General features: G+C 72.9%; 19 protein-coding genes. 7 read left to right on the forward strand and 12 right to left on the reverse strand.

Annotated features, from left to right (window positions below):
• Positions 1-885, reverse strand: an 885-nt coding sequence (locus VGP36_22190) for a multicopper oxidase domain-containing protein (protein ID HEV7657419.1), incomplete at its 3' end; no start/stop codon positions are given.
• A gap of 929 nt (positions 886-1,814) precedes the next feature.
• Here VGP36_22190 and VGP36_22195 point away from each other — a divergent pair.
• Positions 1,815-2,774: a LysR family transcriptional regulator gene (locus VGP36_22195; GenBank protein ID HEV7657420.1), complete on the forward strand. Its 960-nt coding sequence runs from the start codon at positions 1,815-1,817 to the stop codon at positions 2,772-2,774.
• Here VGP36_22195 and VGP36_22200 read toward each other — a convergent pair.
• From VGP36_22200 to VGP36_22225, 6 genes are read right to left on the reverse strand one after another with little or no spacing between them, the layout of a single operon-like run.
• A complete protein-coding gene (locus VGP36_22200; GenBank protein HEV7657421.1) occupies positions 2,758-3,936 on the reverse strand; it encodes a VWA domain-containing protein in 1,179 nt (392 codons plus the stop codon). The two genes, VGP36_22195 and VGP36_22200, sit on opposite strands and share 17 nt — an antisense overlap.
• Before the next feature lie 4 nt (positions 3,937-3,940).
• Positions 3,941-4,831: a MoxR family ATPase gene (locus VGP36_22205; protein ID HEV7657422.1), complete on the reverse strand. Its 891-nt coding sequence runs from the start codon at positions 4,829-4,831 to the stop codon at positions 3,941-3,943.
• Positions 4,828-5,718, reverse strand: a complete 891-nt coding sequence (locus tag VGP36_22210; protein ID HEV7657423.1) for an XdhC family protein — start codon at positions 5,716-5,718, stop codon at positions 4,828-4,830. Before VGP36_22210 ends, VGP36_22205 begins: the two co-directional genes overlap by 4 nt.
• A 35-nt stretch (positions 5,719-5,753) precedes the next feature.
• Complete coding sequence (locus VGP36_22215) at positions 5,754-8,144, reverse strand: aerobic carbon-monoxide dehydrogenase large subunit (GenBank protein ID HEV7657424.1); 2,391 nt, start codon at positions 8,142-8,144, stop codon at positions 5,754-5,756.
• The gene (locus VGP36_22220) at positions 8,141-8,632 is read right to left on the reverse strand and encodes a (2Fe-2S)-binding protein (protein ID HEV7657425.1); all 492 of its coding nucleotides are present in this window, start codon (positions 8,630-8,632) and stop codon (positions 8,141-8,143) included. Before VGP36_22220 ends, VGP36_22215 begins: the two co-directional genes overlap by 4 nt.
• Positions 8,633-8,634: 2 nt before the next feature.
• Entirely contained in the window at positions 8,635-9,510 is an 876-nt protein-coding gene (locus tag VGP36_22225; GenBank protein ID HEV7657426.1) for a xanthine dehydrogenase family protein subunit M, read from the reverse strand.
• A 307-nt stretch (positions 9,511-9,817) separates the two neighbouring features.
• Here VGP36_22225 and VGP36_22230 point away from each other — a divergent pair, with 307 nt between their 5' ends.
• From VGP36_22230 to VGP36_22250, 5 genes are all read left to right on the forward strand, one after another.
• A complete protein-coding gene (locus tag VGP36_22230) occupies positions 9,818-11,407 on the forward strand; it encodes an MFS transporter (GenBank protein HEV7657427.1) in 1,590 nt (529 codons plus the stop codon).
• A gap of 22 nt (positions 11,408-11,429) precedes the next feature.
• On the forward strand, positions 11,430-12,023 hold the full coding sequence (locus tag VGP36_22235) for a TetR/AcrR family transcriptional regulator (GenBank protein HEV7657428.1): 594 nt from the start codon (positions 11,430-11,432) through the stop codon (positions 12,021-12,023).
• A 151-nt stretch (positions 12,024-12,174) separates the two neighbouring features.
• On the forward strand, positions 12,175-13,527 hold the full coding sequence (locus VGP36_22240) for a hypothetical protein (protein HEV7657429.1): 1,353 nt from the start codon (positions 12,175-12,177) through the stop codon (positions 13,525-13,527).
• A 109-nt stretch (positions 13,528-13,636) separates the two neighbouring features.
• Positions 13,637-14,059, forward strand: a complete 423-nt coding sequence (locus tag VGP36_22245; protein HEV7657430.1) for an organic hydroperoxide resistance protein — start codon at positions 13,637-13,639, stop codon at positions 14,057-14,059.
• A 442-nt stretch (positions 14,060-14,501) separates the two neighbouring features.
• Entirely contained in the window at positions 14,502-15,200 is a 699-nt protein-coding gene (locus VGP36_22250) for a YcnI family protein (GenBank protein ID HEV7657431.1), read from the forward strand.
• 19 nt (positions 15,201-15,219) lie between these two features.
• Here the strand turns inward: VGP36_22250 and VGP36_22255 are convergent, their stop codons facing one another.
• From VGP36_22255 to VGP36_22265, 3 genes are all read right to left on the reverse strand, one after another.
• A complete protein-coding gene (locus VGP36_22255) occupies positions 15,220-16,458 on the reverse strand; it encodes a cytochrome d ubiquinol oxidase subunit II (GenBank protein HEV7657432.1) in 1,239 nt (412 codons plus the stop codon).
• Positions 16,455-17,816: a cytochrome ubiquinol oxidase subunit I gene (locus VGP36_22260; GenBank protein ID HEV7657433.1), complete on the reverse strand. Its 1,362-nt coding sequence runs from the start codon at positions 17,814-17,816 to the stop codon at positions 16,455-16,457. Before VGP36_22260 ends, VGP36_22255 begins: the two co-directional genes overlap by 4 nt.
• A 255-nt stretch (positions 17,817-18,071) precedes the next feature.
• Complete coding sequence (locus tag VGP36_22265) at positions 18,072-18,725, reverse strand: response regulator transcription factor (protein ID HEV7657434.1); 654 nt, start codon at positions 18,723-18,725, stop codon at positions 18,072-18,074.
• Between the two features lie 137 nt (positions 18,726-18,862).
• Here VGP36_22265 and VGP36_22270 point away from each other — a divergent pair, with 137 nt between their 5' ends.
• Complete coding sequence (locus VGP36_22270; GenBank protein ID HEV7657435.1) at positions 18,863-20,272, forward strand: GH1 family beta-glucosidase; 1,410 nt, start codon at positions 18,863-18,865, stop codon at positions 20,270-20,272.
• Here the strand turns inward: VGP36_22270 and VGP36_22275 are convergent.
• Together VGP36_22275 and VGP36_22280 are read right to left on the reverse strand one after the other, a co-directional pair.
• The gene (locus VGP36_22275) at positions 20,269-21,321 is read right to left on the reverse strand and encodes a LacI family DNA-binding transcriptional regulator (protein ID HEV7657436.1); all 1,053 of its coding nucleotides are present in this window, start codon (positions 21,319-21,321) and stop codon (positions 20,269-20,271) included. The two genes, VGP36_22270 and VGP36_22275, sit on opposite strands and share 4 nt — an antisense overlap.
• Positions 21,321-23,717 carry a glycoside hydrolase family 3 N-terminal domain-containing protein gene (locus tag VGP36_22280; GenBank protein HEV7657437.1) on the reverse strand — a complete coding sequence of 799 codons (2,397 nt, stop codon included), beginning with the start codon at positions 23,715-23,717 and terminating at the stop codon, positions 21,321-21,323. Before VGP36_22280 ends, VGP36_22275 begins: the two co-directional genes overlap by 1 nt.
• Positions 23,718-23,857: the final 140 nt, after the last annotated feature.

Genomic DNA, 23,857 nt, shown 5'->3' on the forward strand with positions numbered 1-23,857 from the left:
GACGCCGGGCAGGTGCAGCCCCGTCGTCTCGTCGCCGTCGTCCATGCCGTTCTTGGGGTCGTAGATCGGGTAGATCCCGACCATGCCCTTGTAGACGTTCGAGCCGGTGTGGTCCATCCGGTGGTCGTGGAACCAGAAGAAGCTCTGCTTCTCCCGGTCGTCGTTGCCGGCCGGCCAGTTCAGGTACAGGTTGTCGACGAAGTCGCCGACCCGGTAGCCCTCGTGCTGGGGGCCGAACAGCATCGAGTAGTGCGGGTTGCCGTCGGACTCCGGCGCGGTGTGGCCGTTGTGCAGGTGGGTCAGGAACGAGAAGTCCGGCGAGCCGAAGTCCTGCCGGTCCAGGTTCAGCGGGTTCTCGTCCAGGTGGTTCTCGAACCGGACGATGACCGGCTTGCCGTACTCCGCGTTGATCCGCGGACCCGGGAACGTGCCGTTGAACCCGTAGATCGTCGACGGCGGCAGCGTCCGGACCGTGCCGGCCGGGTAGTGGTTGCCGGTCGCGTCGTAGGAGACGACCCCGTCGCCGTGGTCGTCGATCGGCAGCACCTGCGAGGTGGTGAACGAGTGCGTCCGCACCAGCACGTCGAACTTGTAGACGATCGGGTCCGGGAACCCGATCGCCGACGGCCAGATCTGGTGCGTCTCGTTCCGCAGCGAGTTCTGCTGGCCCACGCCCGGCCCCGGCGGCAGCGGTAGCGCCGCCACCTCCGTGGGCGTCAGCGGGGTCGCCGCCGGCGGGATCAGCAGCGGGTCGGTGAACGGGTTCAGGATCAGCGGGGTGATCGGAAAGTCTTCGATGTAGAGCGAATCGGCCAATGCGATCGACGTGGCCCCGAAGATGCCGTCGCCCGACATCAGGCCACGCATCTTGAGATTCGGTTCCATCAGCACTTTACCGGCGCCCACACCGACCGCGGCGGCGCCCACAGCGCCGGCGCGCAGGACGTTGCGCCGCGAAATTCCGGGGCGTTCGTCCGTGGTGGCTTCGGACATCAGACCAACCTCCAGTTGGTTTGATAGTCGAGCCGCGCACGGCGCCGTGACGCGCGCGTGCTCTATCGCCGCAACGCCGCGACCACGGGCTCTCCCTGCCCTTTGGTGTGGAAGCGACGTACGACTCGGGGCGAATGGCGACGCACTCATCTCCGCAGGGAATCGGGCGTCCAGCGGAACACGGCGAGGCATCTGGCACTGCTCTGCCGCCACTGGCTGGGACGGGCCGGGCGAGCCACCACTGGCTGCGGTGACCGGGTCACCGGCGCTGGCTGCGCCGATGCAACGTGCCGGCACGGGCGCATCCGGGACGGTCGGGCGCGACGGCGCCGAACCCAAGTACCTGCCAGAACTGTCGGAACACCGTCAGCTGGTCGTACGGACCGATGGGATGCACTCGTGAGGCAGGGACAAGTCTTGTCGGACGCGTTTGGACGCGCCTATCCCCAATTCGGTATTCCGAACCCCCAAAAATTGGGGTCATCCCCGAGGGGGGCCGCCACTCGGCCCTGATCCCGATCGGCCTGTCGGCGTATCCATCAGAGTTTTCCGCGACGGGCGGGCGATACTTGAGACATCACAGACTGCGCGTACACCGATTGCCGGTGCTACTGCTGGCCCGATTTAGCGGCGGCCGGTGGGACAAGCGTATCTCTCTGTCCGCCATCGGTGACTTCCTGTCCGGACAGGAAATCCGCCACCCGGTGCGGGCGGGTGCTCCGGACGGCCCAGCGGAGCCGGTGCCGGGCCGGCCGGCGCCTCCACCGAGGTAGGTTGGAGGCGGCACAGGGGCCCTCGACGATGGTGAGGATGAACATCCGGTGACGCCGACCCAGCTGCGGGCTTTCGCCGCAGTGGTGCGGCTCGGCTCGGTCAAGAAGGCCGCGTCCGACCTGTCGGTGTCCGAGGCCGCGGTCTCCCTGCACGTCGGCCAGCTGCGCAAGGAGCTCGGGGACAAGCTCTTCGTCCGCACCGCGTCCGGCATCGCGTTCACCCCGGGCGGGCTGCGGCTGGCCAGCCGGGCCGCGGAGATGCTGGGCCTGCAGGACCGGACGATCCTGGAGGTGAGCCAGGCCGGTGCCGGGCGGCGGCTGCTGCGGGTGGCGGCCTCGAGCCTGTTCGCCGAGCACGCCGCGCCCGGGCTGATCGACCTGTTCGCCAGCCGCGCCGACGACCTCGACGTCGAGCTGAGCGTGCACAACTCCAGCCAGTTCCCGGCGCTGCTGCGGACCCGGGCGGTCGACGTCGCCATCGGCCCGCGCCCGGACGAGCCCGACGAGGCGATCACCTGCACGCCGTTCCTGAACTACGAGCTGCTCCTGGTCGCCGGGCCGGAGGACCCGATCACCCGCGGCGCCGCGGTCGGCATCGGCGAGCTGCGGTCCCAGACCTGGCTGCTCGGCCCGTCCGGGGCCTCGGACTCCGGGCTGGTGCCAGCCCTGCTGCGGCGGGTGTCCGTCCCGGAGGAGCGGCAGCGGATCTTCCAGAGCGACTCCGCCGCGCTGGAGGAGGCCAAGCGGAACAAGGGCATCGCGCTGGCGATGAAGTTCGTGGTCGGCCAGGACCTGGCCCAGGACCACCTCAAGCGGGTGCCGGGCCCGGCGCTGCCGGCCAAGGGGGTCTGGCACGTGCTCACGCTGGCCGACCGCTCCGCTCCCCCGGTGGCCTCGGAGCTGGCCCGCTTCGTCACCACGCCGCGGGCCATGCAGGCGATGCTGCGCGGCTCGGGCGTGACCGTCGGCCGGTTCCGCCCGTCCATCCACGTCACCCTGTGGAGCTGACCGCCCGGACCACCGCGGCCAGCGACGCGAACGTGTCGGCCGGCAGCAGCTGATCGCAGTACGGCAGGGCCGCCGCCATCGTCGACACCGTCGGCGCGAAGCCCGGCGCACCGGCCCGCGGGTTCATCCAGATCACCCGGTGCGCCCGCCGCCGCAACCGGGCCATCGCGTCGGCCACCGCCTCCGGCGGGTCGCTGTCCCAGCCGTCCGACCCGATGATCACGATCGCGCCGCGGACGGCGTTGCCGTGCCGCGAGGCCAGCAGCGCCCGCAGGTTCGTGGCGATCCGGGTGCCGCCGAACCGGTCGGCCACGGCCGCGGTCGCCTGCTCCACCGCGACCTCGGCCGAACGGTGCAGCAGCACCGGCGTCAGCCGGGTCAGGCTGGTCGCGAACGCGAACACCTCCGCGTCCGCCCGCAGCGCGAACGCCCGCATCAGGTGCAGGTACGCCGTCGCCTGCGCCTGCATCGACAGGCTCACGTCGCAGAGCAGCACGACCCGCCGCGGCCGGTCCCGCGGCCGGTCGCGGACCAGCACGACCGGCTCCCAGCCGGTCCGGCGGGCCCGGGCGATCGTGGGCCGGATCGCGATCCTCGTCCCGGACGGGTGCACCTTGCGGCGCCGGGACCGCCGGGTCGGCCAGTCCCGCAGCACGTTCTCCAGCCAGCGCCCGAGCTCGGCGAGCTGCTGCGGGGTGAGCGTCTCGAAGCCGGCGTCGCTCAGCGCGGCCAGCTCGCTGGGCAGCCGCTGCGGGAAGCCGAGCGGGCTGTCGGAGTCCCCGGCCCCGTCCACCGCGGGCGGCAGCGTCGCCCACGGGAGCCCGGACCCGGCCTCCTCCGCCGCCTGCTGCTGCGGCACGGACGACAGCGTGCCGCGCCCGGCCGAGCGCCGGCTGTACGGGTCCAGCTCGAACTCGGCGTCGCTGAAGACCGCCTCGAACACCGCGTCGAACATGGCCAGGTCGGTCTGCCGGCGGATCAGCGTGATCCGGGCCGCCCAGTAGAGCTCCCCCTTGTCGTACGGCGGCAGCGCGCCGAGCGCCCGGACGAAGTCCTCGGCCATCGTGAACCCGACCTGGACGCCGCGGCGCCGCAGCTGGGTCGCCAGCGCCGTCGCGAACGCGGCCCGGTCCACGCCCGGCAGCACGGTCGGGCGGTTCACGGGCTCAGGACCGGACGGCCGCGGGGTAGCCGAGCCCGGCCAGGGAGCCGGCGATCGTCTCCCGGTCGTCCGGGGTCTTGGCGATCGTGCTGATCGTGCGCAGCACGTCCTCGCGAACCAGGTCGGCCGCGCCGAGCACGGCCAGCGCGGCCAGCCAGTCGATCGCCTCGGCCATCCCCGGCGGCTTGTCCAGGTCCAGCTCCCGGACCCGGCCGAGGAGCTGGGTGGTCGAGACGATCAGCGGCTCGTTCGCGGCCGGCACCGAGCGGCGCAGGATCTGCGCCGCCCGCGGCGGGTCCGGGAACTCGATCCAGTGGTAGAGGCAGCGCCGGCGCAGCGCGTCGTGCAGCTCCCGGCTCCGGTTGGAGGTGAGCACGACCACCGGCGGCCGGGCCGCCGCGAACGTGCCGATCTCCGGGATCGTGATCGCCGACTCGCCCAGGAACTCGAACAGCAGCGCCTCGAACTCGTCGTCGGCCCGGTCGATCTCGTCGATGAGCAGCACCGGCGGCCGCGGCCCGGCGTACCGGATCGCCTGCAGGATCGGCCGTTCCTGCAGGAACTCGGCCGTGAACAGGTCGGCGTCGTGCAGCGACTCGTGCCGGGACTCGGCCAGCCGGATCGCCAGCAGCTGGCGCTGGTAGTTCCACTCGTACAGGGACTCGCCGACGGTGAGCCCCTCGTAGCACTGCAGCCGGATCAGCCTCGTGCCCAGCGCGGTCGCGATCGCCTTGGCCGCGGTGGTCTTGCCGACCCCGGGCTCGCCCTCCAGCAGCAGCGGCCGGCCCAGCGACAGCGCGAGGAAGACGGCCGTGGCCGTCCCGTCGTCGACGAGGTAGCCGGCGTCGTCCAGGTGGCGGCGGACCCCGGCGACGTCGTCCAGGCCGTAGCTCACGCGCCGCCGCGCAGCTGGGCCGCGTACTGGTCCCGGCAGCCGGGGTTGCAGAACCAGTGGTCCGTGCCGTCGATCGCGAGGCGCGGCGTGTCCGGCATGACCGTCACGGTCATGCCGCAGACCGGGTCGATCGCCGTCCGCGGCCGCAGCGGGGTCACCGGCAGCACCGGGCGGTCGGCCGAGCGCAGCGTCTGCACCACCTCGGCCACGATCGACAACGCCACCTCGGCCGCGGTCCGGGAGCCGAGATCCAGCCCGGCCGGCGTCCGGACCCGGGCCCGCTGCTCGCCGGTGAGGCCGAGCTCGTCCAGCACGGCCGTGCCCCGCTTCCGGCTCGCCACCAGGGCGATGTACGGCACCCCGGCCGCCAGCGCGGCCGTGATCGCGTCCTGCTCGTCCCGGCCGTGGCTGGCCACGACGACCGCGGTCGCGTTCTCCGGGATCGCGCCCGGGACGGACCGCGCCGTCGCATAGTCCAGGATGCCGGCGATCGCGAGCACGGCCTCGGCCACCGGCGTCCGCCCGACCACCTCGATCAGCGGCGCCGGCAGCATCGGCTGCAGGAAGATCTCCAGCGCCCCGCCGGACAGGCACTCGTTGACCACGACCGTCGCTCCGGGCGAGTCCGGGAACGGCGCGGTGTCGTCCGGCAGCACCCGCAGCAGCACCGTGCGGCCGTCCTGCAACGCCCCCAGCGCGGCCGTCCGGACCGACGTCTCGGCGCACTGGCCGCCGACGAAGCCCTCGATCGTGCCGTCCTGCAGCACGACCGCGTCGTCGCCGGCCCGGGCGGAGGACGGCACCTGGGCCCGTACGACCGTCGCGTGCACGAACGGCACGCGTTCGGCGGACAGCTCCAGCACGCGAGCTGCCATCCGCTGGCTCATCGTCCCCTCCCTCCCTGTCTACAGTGGACTGCGGCTCAGATCGGCGGCTGGTGGTTGCCCTGCATGGCCTCCCACACCCGCGAGGGCGTGAGCGGCATGTCCGCGTGCCGGATCCCGTACGGCTTCAGCGCGTCCACGACCGCGTTGACGATCGCGGGCGGCGACCCGACGGTGGCCGACTCGCCGACGCCCTTGGCCCCGATCGGATGGTGCGGCGACGGGGTGACGGTGAAGCCGGTCTCCCAGTCCGGCACCTCCAGCGCGGTCGGGATGAGGTAGTCCATCAGCGAGCCGCCGAGGCAGTTCCCGTCCTCGTCGAAGGCGATCATCTCCATCAGCGCCATGCCGACGCCGTCGGTGAGGCCGCCGTGCACCTGGCCCTCGATGATCATCGGGTTGATCCGGGTGCCGCAGTCGTCGACGGCGATGAACCGCCGCACCTTGACCACCGCGGTGCCGGGATCGACGTCGACCACGCAGATGTACGCGCCGTGCGGGTAGGTCAGGTTCGACGGGTTGTAACAGATCTGGGCTTCCAGGCCGCCCTCGACGCCCTCGGGCAGGTCGCCGGCGCCGTGTGCCCGCATCGCGATGTCCTGGATCGTCACCGACTTGCCGGGGTCGCCCTTGACCTGGAAGGAGCCCTTCTCCCACTCCAGGTCGGCGACCGAGACCTCGAGCATCCCGGAGGCGATGATCCGGGCCTTGTCCCGGACCTTGCGCGCGACCAGCGCCGCGGCCGCCCCGGAGACGGGCGTCGACCGGCTGCCGTACGTACCGAGACCGAACGGGGTCTGATCCGTGTCGCCGTTGACGACGGCGATGTCGGCCGGCGGGATGCCGATCTCCTCGGCCACGATCTGGGCGAACGTCGTCTCGTGGCCCTGCCCCTGGCTCATGCAGGAGACCCGGACGACGGCCTTGCCGGTCGGGTGCACCCGCAGCTCGCAGCCGTCGGCCATGCCGAGACCGAGGATGTCCATGTCCTTGCGCGGCCCGGCGCCGACGGCCTCGGTGAAGAACGAGATCCCGATGCCCATCAGCTCGCCGCGCTCGCGCTTCTCGGCCTGCTCCCGGCGCAGCTCGTCGTAGCCGGCGATCCGCATCGACTCGCGCAGCGTCGGCTCGTAGTTGCCGGAGTCGTAGACCCACCCCGTCTTGGACGTGTACGGGAACTGCTCCGGCCGGAGCAGGTTCGCAAGGCGCAGCTCGGCCGGGTCCATCTTCAGGTCGTACGCGAGGCAGTCGACCAGCCGCTCGACCAGGTAGACGGCCTCGGTGATCCGGAACGAGCAGGCGTACGCGACCCCGCCCGGGGCCTTGTTCGTGTAGACCGCGGTCATGGAGCAGTACGCGGCCTCCAGGTCGTAGGAGCCGGTGAAGACGCCGAAGAAGCCGGCCGGGTACTTCACCGGCGCCGCGGTGCCGTTGAACGCGCCGTGGTCGGCCAGAACGTGGGTGCGGATCGCGAGGATCTTCCCGTCCTTCGTGGACGCGATCTCGCCGCGCATCACGTAGTCGCGGGCGAACCCGGTGCTGGTCAGGTTCTCCGACCGGTCCTCCATCCACTTCACCGGCTTGCCGGTGAGCAGCGAGCCGACGATCGAGCACACGTAGCCGGGGTAGATCGGCACCTTGTTGCCGAAGCCGCCGCCGATGTCGGGGGCGATGACCCGGATCTTGTGCTCGGGCAGGCCGGCCACGATCGCGTACAGCGTGCGGTGCGCGTGCGGCGCCTGGGAGGTGGTCCAGAGCGTGAGCTTGCCGTCGACGGAGTCGAAGTCCGCGACGCTGCCGCAGGTCTCCATCGGCGCCGGGTGCACCCGCGGATAGACGATGTCCTCGACGGTGACCACGTCGGCCCGGGCGAAGGCGGCCTCGGTCGCGGCCGCGTCGCCGGTCTCCCAGTCGAAGCAGTGGTTGTCGGTCTTGCCCTCCAGGTCGGTCCGGATCACCGGCGCGGCCGGGTCCAGCGCCTTCCGCACGTCGATGACGGGCTCGAGGATCTCGTAGTCGACGTCGATCAGCTCGAGCGCGTCCCGGGCCGAGTAGCGGTCCTCGGCGACGACGAACGCGACCTCCTGGCCCTGGAAGCGGACCTTGTCGGTGGCCAGCACGGCCTGCACGTCGTTGGACAGGGTCGGCATCCAGGCCAGGCCCTGCTCGGCCAGCATCGCGCCGGTGACGACGAGCTTCACCTTCGGGTGGGCCTCGGCCAGCGTGGTGTCGATGTGGGTGATCGTCGCGTGCGCCATCGGGGCCCGCAGGATCGCCAGGTGCAGCATGCCGGTCAGCTGGAGGTCGTCGACGTACCGGCCCTTGCCGCGGATGAAGCGGGCGTCCTCCTTGCGGAGCATCCGGCCGTGGCCGAGCGGCTTCTTGTCGTTGTCCTCGAACGCGGTCCGGCGTTCCTCGATCGCGGTCACTTCGACTCCTCCAGGACCGTACGGTTGCCGGACTCCTCGGCCGCGGCCCACTGGACGGAGCGGACGATCGTGGCGTAGCCGGTGCAGCGGCAGATCTGCCCGGAGATCGCCTCGCGGATCTCCTGCTGGCTCGGGTCCGGGTTGCGGTCCAGCAGGGCCCGGGTCGTCATCAGCATGCCGGGGGTGCAGAAGCCGCACTGCAGGCCGTGGCACTCCATGAAGCCGCGCTGGATCGGGTCCAGCTCGGCCCCCTTGGCCAGCCCCTCGACCGTACGGACCTCGTGGCCGCCGGCCATCGCGGCCAGCACCGTGCAGGACTTCACCGGCTCGTTGTCCAGCCAGACGACGCAGGTGCCGCAGTTGCTGGTGTCGCAGCCCCAGTGGGTGCCGGTGAGCGCGAGGTGGTCGCGCAGGAAGTGCACCAGCAGCAGGCGACCCTCGATCTCCCGGGTCACCTCCTCGCCGTTGACCGTCATCGTGACGAGCATGCTCAGGCCTCCCGGGTGATGCGGGCCACGGCCCGGCGCAAGGTCCGGCGAGTGAGCTCGCCGGCCAGGTGTCGCTTGTACTCGGCGCTGCCGCGCATGTCGGTGGCCGGCTCGCAGGCCTCCGCGGCCAGCGTGCCCGCCTGCCGGTAGAGCTCCTCGGAGGGTTCGTGGCCGCGCAGCGCGGCCGAGATGGCCGGCAGCCCGGTGGTGTTCGGGCCGACCGCGGCCAGCCCGACCCGGGCGTCGGCGATCGTCCGGCCGTCCATCCAGACCGCGGCGCCCGCCGACACGACCGCCCAGTCCCCCGCCCGCCGCTCCACCTTCTCGTACGCGCTGGAGCCGTTGGGGCGCAGCGGGAAGCGGACCTCGACCAGCATCTCGGCGTCGCCGACGGCCGTCTCGTACGGGCCGCGGTGGAAGTCCTCCATGCTCACGACCCGCTCGCCGCCGCTGCCCCGGATCACACAGCTGGCGTTGAGGGTCGTGCAGACCGCGGACAGGTCCTCGCTGGGGTCGGCCTGGCACAGCGACCCGCCCAGCGTGCCGCGGTTGCGGACGACCGGGTCAGCGATGACGCGCTCGGCGTCCCGGAATATAGGAAACGATTCAGAAAGCGCGGTGGACTCGAACAACTCTCGGTGACGAGTCAGCGCGCCGATACGAATCTGGTCCGTCTCAACAGTGACGTACCCGAGCTCTTCGTGCAGGTCGTTGATATCGATGAGGTATTCGAAGTTCGCCAGCCGGAGTTTCATCATCGGCAGCAGGCTGTGACCGCCGGCGACCAGCCGCGCCGTGTCGCCGAGCCGGTCCAGCAGGCCGATCGCGTGATCGATGCTGGTGGCGCGCTCGTACTCGAAGGGTGCGGGAACCTGCATGCGTACCCCCTGCAATAGTCCGTCGAGCTCATTCGGCGCCTCGGTCGTTGCGTTGTCAACGGTGACCTAAGCACTCCCTTAAGACGGTGTGCGGCGCGCGCTCTCGGATTTGACGTCGGAGCGTGATCGTCCGACGTCCCAGCCGTTCAGGTTCTGAACTTACCGCAGTCGGTCGCACGCGGAGGGTCACCGATGGGGCGGGTCCGCTCTCAGCGGAATTCGATACGAGACTGCCTCGTTCCGGATCTGGTGAAGGTGGGCTAGTTTAGATACGAGTCAGTTCCGTATCAGAACTAGAGGGAGCACGATGGATCAGCCTCGATCCGTACCGGCCGCGCCTGCCGGACACCCGCGCCGCTGGACGATCCTCGCGGTGATGGTGGTGAGCCTGCTCGTCGTGGTGCTCGACAACACCATCCTCAACGTCGCGCTGAAGACGATCGCCGATCCCCGCGCCGGCCTCGGCGCGAGCCAGAGCGACCTGGAGTGGTCGATCAACTCGTACACGCTCGTGTTCGCCGGCCTGCTGTTCACCGCCGGGCTGCTGGGCGACCGGCTCGGCCGTCGCCGGATGCTGGTGACCGGGCTCGGGATCTTCGGGATCGCGTCGCTGGCCTCGGCGTACGCGCAGTCGCCCGGTCAGCTGATCGGCGCCCGCGCGCTGATGGGCCTGGGCGCGGCCGCGATCATGCCGGCCACGCTGGCGATCATCTCCACCGTCTTCGAGCCGCGCGAGCGCGGCCGCGCGATCGGCGTCTGGGCCGGCGCGGTCGGGCTCGCGGTGGCGATCGGCCCGGTCGTCGGCGGCGCCCTGCTGGAGCACTTCTGGTGGGGCTCGGTCTTCCTGGTCAACGTGCCGATCGTGATCGCCGGCATCGCCGCGGTCGCCGTGCTGGTGCCCGAGTCGCGCAACCCGGCACCGGGACGAATCGACCTGGTCGGCGTGCTGCTGTCGGTCGTCGGCCTGGCGACCTTCGTCTACGGGATCATCACCGGTGGCGACTCCGGCGACTGGTTCTCGCCCGGGGTGCTGGGCACGATCGCCGCCGGCGCGCTGATCCTGGGCGCGTTCGTGCTCTACGAGCGGCGGGTCGCGTACCCGGCGCTGGACGTGCGGCTGTTCCAGGACCCGCGGTTCGCGTCCGCGGTCGGCTCCGTCGGCCTGGTCTTCTTCGCCGCGATGGGCTCGCTGTTCTTCGGCACGTTCTACCTGCAGATCGTGCGCGGCTACTCGCCCCTGGAGACCGGCCTGCTGTTCCTGCCCTTCGCGGCGGCGCAGCTGATCTTCGCCCCGCGCAGCGCCGGCCTCGTCGCCACGTACGGGCCGAAGCGGGTCACCGCGGCCGGCATGGGCCTGGTGACCGTGGGGCTGGCGGCGTTCCTGCTGATCGGGACGGGCACGCCGATCTGGGTGCTGGCCGCCGTCTACTTCGTGATGGGCGCCGGCATGGCGAACGTCGTCGCGCCGACCACCGAGGCGGTCATGTCCTCGCTGCCCCGGGAGCGGGCCGGCGTCGGGTCGGCGGTGAGCAACACCGTGCGGCAGGTCGGCGGCGCCCTGGGCGTCGCGGTGCTCGGCTCGGTGCTCTCCCAGGTCTATCGCGGCGGCATCGAAGGGCACCTGTCCGTGCTGCCGGCCGGCGTCCGGGACGCGGCGGGCGAGTCGCTCGCGGCGACGTACGCGGCCGCGGCGAACGCGGGACCGGCCGGAGCCGGGCTGCTCGGCCCGGCCGACGGGGCCTTCGTGCACGCGATGCACTGGGCCGCGGGCGGGTCCGCGGTGGCGGCGCTGCTCGGCATGATCGCGGTGCTGCGCTGGCTGCCCGGTCACGTCGCGCGACACCCCGAGCCGGTGTCGGTGGACGAGCTCGACGCACGCCTCGTCGAGACGACGTAACCTGGATGTCACCATGACGGACATGTCCACGGCGCCTGCTCCGCGGCCGGCCGGCCGGCCGCGGAGCAGTCATGCCGACGCGGCCATCATCGACGCGGTCCTCGGCCTGCTGGCCGAGGGCACGTCGATCGAGGCGCTGACCATGGAGGCCGTGGCGGCGCGGGCCGGCGTCGGCAAGGCGACGATCTACCGCCGCTTCGCCGACAAGGACGAGCTGGTCCTGGCCGCGGTCAAGGCGGTCAAGCCGCCGCCGCCGGAGCCGGCCGGGGTGTCCGTCCGCGACGACCTGATCGGGCTGGCCCGGCACGCGCGCAAGGTCCGCGAGGGGATGTCCGGCCAGATCCTGCCCTGCATGATCCCCGAGCTGCAGCGCCCGGGCCGGCTGCGCGACCTGTACTCCGGGCTCATGGAGGAGCGCCGCGAGTTCACCCGGTCCGTGCTGCGGCGCGGGATCGCGACCGGGGAGCTGCGGTCTGACCTCGACGTCGAGCTGGTGGCCGTGCTGCTGTCGGCGCCGAACATGATGTCCTCGCTCGGCATGGCGCGCCGGCTGGACGGCGACGGCCTGGCCGAGCGGACCGTGGACACGGTGCTGCGCGGCATTTCCACTTCCTGACCCATCCGGAGTATTTGCCTGGAGCTGGTTGGGCGTTCGCGCCCCCGGCCGTACGATTTCGGCATCCCCCACCTCGTCTGGGAGGTCCGCCGTGCTTCGTCCGGTTCGCTTGCTCCTTGCCGCCGTCGGTACCACCGCGATCGGCCTAGCGTTGCTCACCCCGGCGGCACCGGCCCAGGCCGCCCTCCCGCATCGGGTGCTCTTCGACGACAGCAAGGCCGAGACGGCCGGCAACGCGGACTGGATCATCAGCACCGCGATGCCGGACCCGACCGCGCAGAACCCGTCCCCGACCACCGAGACCTCCTGGACCGGCGCGTTGTCGGCCTGGGGCGTGGCGCTGCAGCGCACCGGTCAGTACAGCCTGAAGACGCTGCCGCCGGGCAACACGATCAGCTTCGGCGGCGGCGGCGCGCTGGACCTGGCGAACTTCGACGAGTTCGTCATGCCGGAGCCGAACTCGCCGCTGAGTGCGGCCGAGAAGACCGCGATCCTGCGTTTCGTACAGGCGGGCGGCGGGTTCTTCCTCATCGTCGACCACACCGGCAGCGACCGGAACAGCGACGGCTGGGACTCGGTCCGGATCGCGAACGACCTGTTCGCCAGCAACGGCGTCGACAACACCGACCCGTTCGGGGTCAGCGAGGACGTCGTCGACGTCGCCAACGAGAACGACGTGGCGATCCGGGACACCACCAACCCGGTGATCGGCGGCCCGTTCGGCACGGTCACCGGCGCGATCGTGCGCGACGGCAGCACCCAGACCCTGCACCCGGCCGACAACCCGGCCGTACGGGGGCTGGTCTGGCGGCCGACCGCGAACCAGACCGGGACGACCGGGGCCTTCCTCAGCACCAGCACGTTCGGGGCCGGGCGATTCGCGATCTGGGGCGACAGCTCGCCGATCGACGACGGCACCGGACAGGCCGGCAACACGCTGTTCAACGGCTGGAACGACCCGGCCGGCACGGACGCGGCGCTCGCCCTGAACGCCACCGCCTGGCTGGCCGGCGCCGGCACCACCACTCCTCCCCCGCCCCCGCCGGGCAACTGCGCCGGCCCCGGGCAGAAGCTCGGCAACACCGGCTTCGAGACCGGCACCGCGGCGCCCTGGACCGCGACCGCCTCGGTGGTCTCGAACTCGGCCTCCGAGGCCGCCCACGCCGGGACCTGGAAGGCCTGGCTGGACGGCTACGGCCTGGCCCACACCGACACGCTGCGGCAGACCGCGACCGTCCCGGCCGGCTGCTCGGCCACGCTCTCGTTCTGGCTGCACGTCGACACCGCCGAGACGTCGACGACGACCGCGTTCGACACGCTGACGGTCTCGACCGCGGCCGGCACGCTGGCGACGTTCTCCAACCTCAACCACAACACCGGGTTCGCCCAGCACACCGTCGCCGTCCCCGGCACCGGCTCGGTCACGCTCACCTTCACCGGGGTCGAGGGGACGAAGCTGCAGACCTCGTTCGTCGTCGACGACGTGACGCTGACGGCGGCCTGACCGGCCTACCGAACCGGGAAGGCCCCGCGATCGCCTCCGGGTCGCCGCGTCCGACCGGGGTACAATCTTACGACATAGCCCGGCGTACGGTGGATTCGTGGCTACTGCGATCGAACCTGTGTACACCGCCGAGGCACTGTCCACCGGGCACGGCCGGGACGGGCACGTCCGGACCTCCGACGGCGCCGTCGACACCGACGTCGCCATCCCCAAGGAGATGGGCGGGCCGGGTGGCGCGCCGAACCCGGAGGAGCTGTTCGCGGCCGGCTACGCGGCCTGTTTCCACAGCGCGCTGCGCGGCGTGGCCGGCGCGGCCAAGGTCCGCCTCGGCGAGGGCACCAGCGTCGCCTCGACCGTCGGCATCGGGCCGAACGGTGCCGGCGGCTTCGGTCTCGTGGTCGGCCTGACCGCGCACCTGCCCGGGCTGGAGCAGGCCGAGGCGGAGAAGCTGGTCGAGCAGGCCCACCAGGTCTGTCCGTACTCGAACGCGACCCGCGGCAACGTCGAGGTCACCCTGACCACGACGGTCTGACCGGGTCCGGCGGCGGTCCGGGGCCGCAGCCGTCCTCGGAGCGGACGAGCGGGCGGCCGCCGTCCGGGAACCGGCGGCCGCCCGCTCACGTGATCAGGAGTCCGGCCACTGGGTCGACTTCACGGGCTCGACCGTGCGAACGACGATCTTCGTGCGGCACCTCCTCGCACTGGGTCGGGGACCCGACCCTGCCGATCTCCGCTACGAAATCGCCGCGATTCCGCTGCGGTGCCGGTTCAGCCCGTCGGGGCCCCAATGTTTGGGGTTTTCGGGGACCAGTCTTGGGGGTTCGGGGAACCGGGCCCGCTACGGAGGCGACCGGTGGGGCGTGGGACGTGATCCGCGGGCGCGGTTCGGGTCTCGCGTACCGGCCGAGAACCGTGAGAAAGGACCGTCCGTGTCCCGTTCCGTCATTCGCCTCCTCACCGTCGCGGGAGTTGCCGTGGCTGCCATCGCCACGACCGCGCTGCCCGCGCTCGCGCACGTGACCGTGAACTCGCCCGGCGCCACCCAGGGCGGGTTCGGGGTCCTGACGTTCCGGATGCCCAACGAGGTCGACAACGCCAACGCCACCGAGCTGAAGGTCCAGCTCCCGGCCGAGACGCCGCTGGCGTCGGTGTCGGTCAAGCCCCAGCCGGGGTGGACCTACACCGTCACCCGGGCGAAGCTGGCGACGCCGCTGACCGACGACGACGGGAACCAGGTCACCGACTACCCCTCGGTCGTGGACTGGAAGGCCACCGCCGGCGGGATCAAGCCCGGTGAGTACACCGAGTTCCAGCTGTCGGTCGGCCCGCTGCCCGAGGCCGACTCGATGACGTTCAAGGCGATCCAGACGTACTCCGACGGCACCGTCGTGTCCTGGATCGAGCAGGCCGCCGCCGGCAGCAGCGACGAGCCCGAGCACCCCGCCCCGACGCTGAAGCTGGCCGCCGCCGGCGGCACCGCCACCGCCCCCGTCGCCACCACCCCGACCGTCACCGCGGGCGCCGACAACGACGGCAGCTCCGTCACCGGCGCGTACGTCGTCGGCGGCATCGGGCTCGTGGCCGGGCTGGCCGCGCTCGGGCTGGCGCTGACCGGACGGCGGCGCAAGGACGCCGCCGACGCCACCCCGGACCGCGTCAGCACCAGCGTCTGACCCGCGGTCCCGGCGCGGCTCACCCCCCGCGCCGGGGCCCGGCTCCACCCAGGCCGGCACCCTCCGGTTCGGGCTCGCCCGACGGCGCGGCGGCGGTGAAGCCGAGGAGGGCGGCGGCGAGCAGGAGCACGACGCCGACCCCGAGCACCGCCGGGTTCGGCCCGAACACCATCAGGCCGGCCCCGACCACGAACAGCGCCACGGCCGCGGCCCCGGTCACCCCGGCCCGGCTCCGGACCGGCCGCACGTCCGGGACGAGCGCCGGCCGCGGCCGGTCCATCCGCCCCCGCAGCACGAGCAGGAACAGCAGCAGCAGCGACGGCCCCACGATCGCGGCCCCGGCCAGCACCGAGATCACGACGGCCACCAGCGTGGTCCGGGGCGCGGCCGCCGCGGCCACGGTCAGCCCGGGCAGCACGTCCGGCCGCTGCGCCACCGCCCAGCCCGCGATGAGCGCCGCGATCGCGACGCCGGCGACGTACCGGGCCGGCTCGATCCGGTTCCGTACGACGAGCCCGAACGCGACGATGCCGGCCACCACGGAGACGACCACGGCGGCCAGCCCGGCCCCGTGCGTGAGCCCACGGTAGAGCCCGGGCGCGTCCGACCGCACCACCAGCAGACCCGCGATCGACAGCACCCCGGCGGCGGCCCCGGCCCCGAGCGCGCGCCGCCGGAACGCCACCGCGCTGCCGGCATCGCCGATGCGGGCCGAGTCGGCCGCCAGCTGCACCGCGGCCAGGTACGCCCCGACCGCGACGGCCAGCACCCCGGCCAGGATCGAGGTCGGGTTGAGCCAGCTGGAGACCGCGCTCCCCGACCCGTCGGCCGGCACCCGCCCGGACGCGAGCCCGCCGACGACCGCCCCCAGCGAGAACGGCGTGAGCACCGAGGACAGCCCGAAGACCAGGTCGATCTCCCGGTGGTCGGCCGGCCCCCGCGACGCCCCGTGCAGCGCGTACGCCGTCCCGCGCAGCACGATCCCGATCGCGGCCAGGAACAGCGGCACGACCAGCGTCGTGCTCACCACCGCGAACACCCGCGGGTACGCCGTCCACAGCACGGTGAGCACGAAGATCAGCCAGACGTGGTTGGCCTCCCAGACCGGCCCGATCGAGGAGTAGATCCGGGCCCGCAGGGTCTCCGAGCGCACCGCGGACAGCTGCCAGACGCCCGTACCGAGATCGGCCCCGGCCAGCACCGTGTAGAGGATCAGGCCGACCAGGACGAAGACCAGCGGCAGCAGCTGCAGCGTCACGGCACGCCCACCTCGTCCACCACGTCGGCCGGGTTCTCCGGGAGCGGCCGGGTCGCCAGCCGGCGCAGGATCCAGACCACCGCGACGGCGGTGCCGGCGTACACCGCGGCGAGCACGCCGTAGCCGACCGGGATGCCGGTGGCGCCGGTGACCGCGTCGTCGGTGCGCATCACCCCGTACACGACCCAGGGTTGGCGGCCGACCTCGGTGGTGACCCAGCCGGCGACGAGCGCGACGACCGCGGCCGGGCCGGACAGCACGACCGCCCGGTAGAACCAGGCCGAGCGGGGCGGGCGCCCGGTCCGGAACCGGACCAGCAGGAACCAGACCGCGAGCAGCGCCAGCAGCGTGCCGCAGCCGACCATGGTCTGGAACGCGATCCGGACCACGTTCACCGGCGGCAGCTGGTCGGCCGGGAACGACTGCAGCCCGCGGATGGTCGCGTTCGGGTCGTGCTCGGCCAGCAGCGAGAGCAGCCGGGGAACCTCGACGCCCCAGCGGACCTCGCCGTCGACGTACCAGCCGCCGACGTGGATGGGGGCCCCGGTGGTGGTCCGGCCGAGGCCTTCCAGCGCGGCCAGCTTGACCGGCTGGTCCGCCGAGACCGTCCGGGCGGCCCAGTCGCCGACGATCACCTGGATCGGCGAGGCGACCGCGGCGGCGGTGAGCGGGATCGCCAGCGCGAGCCGGACGTACCGATCCCGGTTGCCGCGCAGCAGCGCGACCGAGTAGCAGGCGGCCAGCACGAAGCCGGTCACCATGAACGCGGCCAGGTACATGTGCACGAACTCGTGCCAGGTGAACCCGTTGCGGAACAGGGCCTTGACCGGGTCGACGTCCACGACCCGGCCATCCACGACCCGGAAGCCGGACGGGTTGTTCATCCAGCCGTTCACCGCGATCACCATGAAGGAGCCGGTCACCCCGGTGATCGCGATCGGGATGCCGGACAGCAGGTGCAGGCGGGGCGAGATGCGGTCCCAGCCGTAGGCGTAGATGCCGATGAAGATGGCCTCGACGAAGAACGAGAACCCCTCGATCGCGAAGCCGAGCCCGAACACCGAGCCCCAGGTGCCGGTGAAGTTCGGCCAGAGCAGGCCCATCTCGAAGGACAGGATCGTGCCGGTGACCACGCCGACCGCGAACAGAGCGACCAGGATCCGGCTCCAGCGCCGGGCCAGCGTGCGGTAGAGCTCGCTGCCGGTCCGCATCGCCCGCCACTCGCAGAACAGGATCAGCGCCGGGAACGCCATCCCGAAGCAGACCAGCGGGATGTGCACGGTGAACGACAGCGCCTGCATCTGCCGTGCCTGGTCCAGGTAGCGCTGGTCGACCAGCGCCTGCGCGATGCCGTTCACGCTCGCCTCCCGTCGGAGCCCGGGTTCATCGTGCTCCCCGCGCGTTCCCGCCCGACGGCGGCCCTGTTACCCCCAAAATGTCGGTGCACATACAACCAATCTTGGTTATGTCGGAGACACCCAGGGTCGACCTACGCTTCTGGTACGGCGGCCGAGGGCAAACCCCCGTGGCCTTCGGCCGCCGTAACCAAGACCTCCCGGACACCGCCGGCATCCCCCCGCCGGCGGTGTCCGGCTGTCCGGGCCCCGGCCGGTTCAGCACTCCAGCCGGAAGCCGTGCCCTCGTACGGTGGTGATCCGGACCGGCGGGACCGACGCCCGGCCCGCCGCCTCCCGCAGCCGCCGCCGGATCCAGCCCACGTGCACGTCCAGCGTCCGGGTCGAGCCGAACCAGTTCTCCTGCCAGACGTCCGCCATCAGCGTCTCCCGGCGGACCGCGGTCCCGGGCTCGGCCGCGAGCCGGGCCAGCAGGTCGAACTCCTTGGGCCGCAGCCGGACCTCCTGCCCGCCGAGCAGGCAGCGGTGCGCGGTCACGTCGACGGTCAGCGGGCCCACCGACCCGACCGCGGGCGTCGACGGGGCCCGGCCGCGACGCAGGTGGGCGTCGATCCGGGCGGCCAGCTCGGCCGCCCGCAGCGGGGCGGTGAGGTAGTCATCGGCGCCGGCCGCCAGCGCGGCGATGACGTCACCGCCGGCGGACAGCACCACCAGCACGGCACCGGGCTGGGACATTCGCAACCGGGAGCACACCTGAGGGCCGGGCGCGCCCAGCAGGATCAGGTCGTACGGCGTCCGCGCGGCCGCCCGCAGCGCGGCCGCGGCGGTCGGGACCAGCAGCACGTCGCGGTCCGGAGCGACCAGGGCGGACTCCAGCAGCACCCCGGCGTTCGGGTCCGCCTCAACCACCATAAGTCGCTCCATATCGGACAGCGTAGGTCGAGATCCATCGGGATGCAGGCCTGCGGCGCGCCGACGACCGGAACCGGCCACGCCGGACCGTACGTGGCCGGTGGGTGGCGTTAGGCTCGGCGCGGCGAAGGAGGACGGTGAGCGCTGAAGGAGTGGTGGCCGGGCAGGCCACCGAAGCCGGGCTCGGCTTCCCGCCGGGGTTCGTCTGGGGCACCGCGACCGCGAGCTACCAGATCGAGGGGGCGGCGGCCGAGGACGGCCGGAGCCCGTCGATCTGGGACACGTTCTCGCGGCGGCCGGGCGCCGTCCTCGGCGGCGACACCGGCGACGTGGCCGACGACCACTACCACCGGTACCGCGACGACGTGGCTCTGCTGGCCGACCTCGGCGTCACCCACTACCGGTTCTCGCTGGCCTGGCCGCGGCTGCAGCCGGCCGGGCGCGGCGCGCTCAACCCGGCCGGGCTGGACTTCTACCAGCGGCTGGTCGACGAGCTGCTCGAGCGCCGCATCCAGCCCTGGGTCACGCTCTACCACTGGGACCTGCCCCAGGTCCTGGAGGACGCCGGCGGCTGGCCCGAGCGGGACACCGCCGACCGCTTCGCCGAGTACGCGACGCTCGTGCACGACCGGCTGCGGGACCGGATCCGGGCCTGGACGACGCTGAACGAGCCCTGGTGCTCGGCCTTCCTCGGGTACGCCGCCGGTCACCACGCCCCCGGCCGGACCGAGCCCGCGGCCGCGCTGGCCGCCGCCCACCACCTCATGCTCGGGCACGGCCTCGCCGTCCGGGCGCTGCGGGCCGCCGACCCGGACGCGACCTTCGGCATCACGCTGAACCTGCACCCGGTCGAGCCCGAGGGCGCGGACCCGGCCGACGCGGACGCGGCCCGCCGGGTCGACGCGATCAGCAACCGGGTCTTCCTCGACCCGCTGCTGCGCGGCGGCTACCCGGCCGACCTCCGCCGGGACGTCGCGGCCGTGACCGACCTGGGTTTCGTCCACGACGGCGACGAGGCGATCATCGCCGCCCCGCTGGACTTCCTCGGCGTCAACTACTACCGGCGGACCGTCGTCCGGGTCGCCGAGACGCCCGAGACGGTCTCGGCCTGGGTCGGCAGCCTCGACGTCGAAGAGGTCCCGCGCGGGCTGCCGGTGACCGAGATGGGCTGGGAGATCGACCCCACCGGCCTGTACGACATGCTCGCCCGGCTGCACCGCGACTACGGCCCGATCCCGCTCTACGTCACCGAGAACGGCGCCGCGTTCGCCGACGCCCCCGGCCCGGACGGCTCGGTGCCGGACCCGGGCCGGGTCGACTACCTCGACCGGCACGTCCGCGCGGCCCGGCAGGCGATCGAGGACGGGGTGGACCTGCGGGGCTACTTCGTCTGGAGCCTGCTGGACAACTTCGAGTGGGCGTACGGGTACTCGAAGCGGTTCGGGCTGGTGTACGTGGACTACGCGACCCAGCAGCGGATCCCCAAGGACAGCGCCCGCTGGTTCGCCGGGGTCACCCGCCGCAACGGCCTGCTCGACGGGGGCTAGCGGGTCGCCGGCGGGGCGGTGGACTCCCGGACGACCAGCTCGGTCGCCAGCTCCACGTGGTAGGAGTCGACCTTCTCGCCCGCCGCCAGCTGCAGGGCCCGGCGCAGCGCGACCGCGCCGATCTCCCGCAGCGGCTGCCGCACGGTGGTCAGCGGCGGCGCCGAGAACTTGGCCACCGTGGTGTCGTCGAACCCGACGATGCTCAGGTCCTCCGGCACCCGCAGGCCGCGGGCCCGGGCCGCCTCGATGACGCCGACCGCGGTCTCGTCGCTGCCGGCGAAGATCGCCGTCGGCGGCTCGGGCAGGTCCAGCAGGGACGCGCCCTCGGTCACGCCGTCGCGGTGGTGGAAGCGGCCGTGCCGCACGTACCCGCCCGGGACGGGGACGCCCGCGGTCTCCATCGCGCCCCGGTAGCCCTGCATCCGGGCCTGGTTGCAGGCGGCCGCGACCGGCCCGCCGAGGTAGGCGATCCGGCGGTGGCCGAGCTCCAGCAGGTGCTGGGTCGCGGCCAGCCCGCCGAGGAAGTTGGTCGAGCCGACGCTCGTGACCTGGGCCTGCGGCAGGTAGAAGGGATCGATGACCACGATCGGGATCCGGGCCCGGGCCAGCGCCGCCAGGTCCGAGGGCGGCAGCTCGCTGGTCACCGTGATCACGGCCTGCCGGCCCACGGCCGCGAGGTCGCGGACCCAGGCCACCGACCGGGCCGCCGCCGCCCGGGCCTCGCCGCGCGGGCGCAGGCTGACCGCGACCGCCGCCCGCAGCTCGACCGCGGTGGTCAGGATCCCCTCGAAGACCTCCAGCGAGTACGCGTTGAGCTCGCTGTGGAACAGCAGCTCCACCGTCGGGAACCGGCCCGGGTCGACCCGGCGGCCGACGTAGTCGTGCTCGTGCAGCAGCTCCTGCACCAGCGCCCGGGTCGCCGGGGCGACGTCGCTGCGGCCGTTGAGGACCTTGGAGACGGTGGCGACGGAGACGCCGGCGGAGGCGGCGACGGTCGCCAGCGTGGCCCGGCCGTTGCCGGTCCGGCTCTCGTCCTCCTGGCGCACCATCAGGCGCTCCCCGCCGGTTCGATCGTGACCGGGGTGAGCAGCACCCGGTCGGACCCGACGGTCCGGACCGGCCCGGTGAGCCGGACCGTAGCGTGGCAAGGCAGGTCACCGGCGGAGGTTCCGACCAGAACGTCGATGTCGCCCGGCTCCACGATCCGGTCCAGCCGGCGGTTCGTGTACGCGGTCCGGTCCGCGTGCACCCGGAAGCTCACGTCCTTCGCCTCCCCCGGCTCCAGCGGCACCCGGGTGAACCCGGTCAGCTGCCGCACCGGCCGGGCCACCTCGGCCACCAGGTCGTGCAGGTAGAGCTGGACGACCTCGTCGCCGGCCCGGCTGCCGGTGTTGCGGACCCGGGCCGACACGGTCAGCTCCCCGTCCGTCGGCACCTCGGTCGCGCTCAGCCGCAGCCGGTCCACCACGAAGGACGTGTACGACCGCCCGTACCCGAACGGGAACAGCGGCGTCGGGTCCAGCGGGCTGATCCCGGCGCTGTCCGGGCTGCCCAGCGGCGGCTGCAGATACGTGCTGGGCTGGCCGCCCGGCCGCCGCGGCACCTGCACCGGCAGCTTCCCGCTGGGCTGCAGCCGCCCGGACAGCACGCCGGCGATCGCCGGCCCGCCCTCCTCACCGGGCATGAACGCCTGCACCAGCGCGGCCCGCCCATGCAGGTCGCCCAGCGCGTACGGCCGGCCGGAGACGACGACCACCACCAGCGGTGTGCCGGTCTCCAGCAGCTTCTCCAGCAGCTCGGCCTGCACGCCCGGCAGCCGCAGGTCCTCGGCGTCGCAGCCCTCGCCGGACGTACCGCGGCCGAACAGACCCGCGAGGTCGCCGACCAGCGCCACGCAGAGGTCGGCGCCGGCGGCGGCCCGGACCGCGGCGTCGAAGCCGGAGCGGTCCGGGTCCTGCACCGGACAGCCCTGCTCGTAGACGATCTCGGCGCCGGGCAGCTCGGTCCGCAGCGCGTCGACCGCGGTCGGCACCTCGACGCCGAGCCCGAAGCCCGGGTGCCGGGGCAGCACGTGGTTGGGGAAGGCGTAGCAGCCCATGAACGTCCGCGGGTCGGCCGCGCACGGCCCGACCACGGCGAGCTTCCGGGTCCCCTGCAGCGGCAGGGAGGTGCCGGGATCCAGCAGCACGATCGAACGCTCGGCCAGTTCCCGGGCCAGCACGCGGTTCCCGGCCGCGTCGAGGTCGGGGATCGCGGTCACCGACCCCTCCGGCGTCCAGCCCGGGTCGAGCAGGCCGAGCTCGGCCTTCTGGGTCAGCGCCCGCCGCGCGGCCCGGTCGACCAGCGCCTCCGGCACCTCGCCGGCGCGCACCTTCGCGACCAGCCCGGGGCCGAAGCCGATCGTGTCGGGCAGCTCGACGTCCAGCCCGGCGGCGAGCGCGAGCGCACCGGCCCCGGCCAGGTCCGGCGCGACCCGGTGCATGGTGGCCAGGAACGGCACGGCCCAGTAGTCGGAGACGACGGTCCCGGTGAAGCCCCACTGCTCCCGCAGCACCTCGGTCAGCAGCCAGGGGTCGGCCCCGGCCGGCACGCCGTCCACGTCCGAGTACGAGTTCATCACCGAGCCCGCGCCGGCCAGCGTCACCGCGGCCTCGAACGGCGGCAGCATCACGTCGACGAACTCGCGCCGCCCCATCGACACCGGCCCGTGGTTGCGGGCCGCCCGGGAGGCCGAGTAGCCGGCGAAGTGCTTGAGCGTGGCGATCACCCCGGCGCTCTGCAGCCCCCGCACGTACGCGGAGCCGAGCGTCGCGACCAGCAGCGGGTCCTCCCCGATCGTCTCCTCGACCCGGCCCCAGCGGTAGTCCCGGACGACGTCCATCAGCGGCGAGAGGCCCTGGTGCACACCGAGCGCGGCCATGTCCCGCCCGATTGCGGCGGCCATCCGCTCGATCAGCCCGGGGTCGAACGTCGCACCCCAGGCGATCGCGGCCGGGTAGATCGTCGCGCCGTACGTGGTGAACCCGGTCAGGCACTCCTCGTGCACCAGTGCCGGGATCCGCAGCCGGGACGCGTCCAGCACCGTGCGCTGCTGCCGGACCAGCTCGGCCGCGCCCTCGGCCGCGGTCACCGGGGCGCTGCCATAGATCCGGGTCAGGTGGCCGAGCCCGTGCCGGGCGGCGTCGGCCAGCGGCACCGCACCGGCGGACTCGAACACGTCCTGCATCGGCGCGACGTTGAGGGTGCCGTCGGCACCGGACTCGTCGGCCTCGGCCGCGAGGACCCGGGCGTCGGCGCCGACCCAGCGGCTGCCGAGCTGGGCGACCTTCTCCTCGAGCGTCATCTCCGCGAGCAGGCGGTCCACCCGCTCGGGGATCGGCAGCGAGGTGTCCTGCCACGGCGGGGCCGTCTGCTGCGTGGTGCTGGCGGGGTCCGGTCTCGTCACGCGAGCTCCCTTCGAGCGAGGGACGTCGGGCTCCGAAAAGTTTCGTAACGATATCGGTGCCATCGGCATCATGACACGACCGAGGCGGCCTCGTCCCCGATCGGAACCGGGCTGATGCGCCTGGGTGATTCTCTTCGTTC

This window comes from Mycobacteriales bacterium, assembly GCA_035995165.1.
In the GTDB taxonomy this organism is placed as follows: Bacteria; Actinomycetota; Actinomycetes; order Mycobacteriales; family CADCTP01; genus CADCTP01.

Coding starts and splice junctions, on each gene's coding strand:
- VGP36_22275 (HEV7657436.1), bottom strand. CDS start 21,321: ATGGTGCGCCAGGAGGACGAGAGCCGGACCGGCAACGGCCGGGCCACG.
- VGP36_22210 (HEV7657423.1), bottom strand. CDS start 5,718: ATGAGCCAGCGGATGGCAGCTCGCGTGCTGGAGCTGTCCGCCGAACGC.
- VGP36_22235 (HEV7657428.1), top strand. CDS start 11,430: ATGTCCACGGCGCCTGCTCCGCGGCCGGCCGGCCGGCCGCGGAGCAGT.
- VGP36_22265 (HEV7657434.1), bottom strand. CDS start 18,725: ATGGTGGTTGAGGCGGACCCGAACGCCGGGGTGCTGCTGGAGTCCGCC.
- VGP36_22220 (HEV7657425.1), bottom strand. CDS start 8,632: ATGCTCGTCACGATGACGGTCAACGGCGAGGAGGTGACCCGGGAGATC.
- VGP36_22230 (HEV7657427.1), top strand. CDS start 9,818: ATGGATCAGCCTCGATCCGTACCGGCCGCGCCTGCCGGACACCCGCGC.
- VGP36_22225 (HEV7657426.1), bottom strand. CDS start 9,510: ATGCAGGTTCCCGCACCCTTCGAGTACGAGCGCGCCACCAGCATCGAT.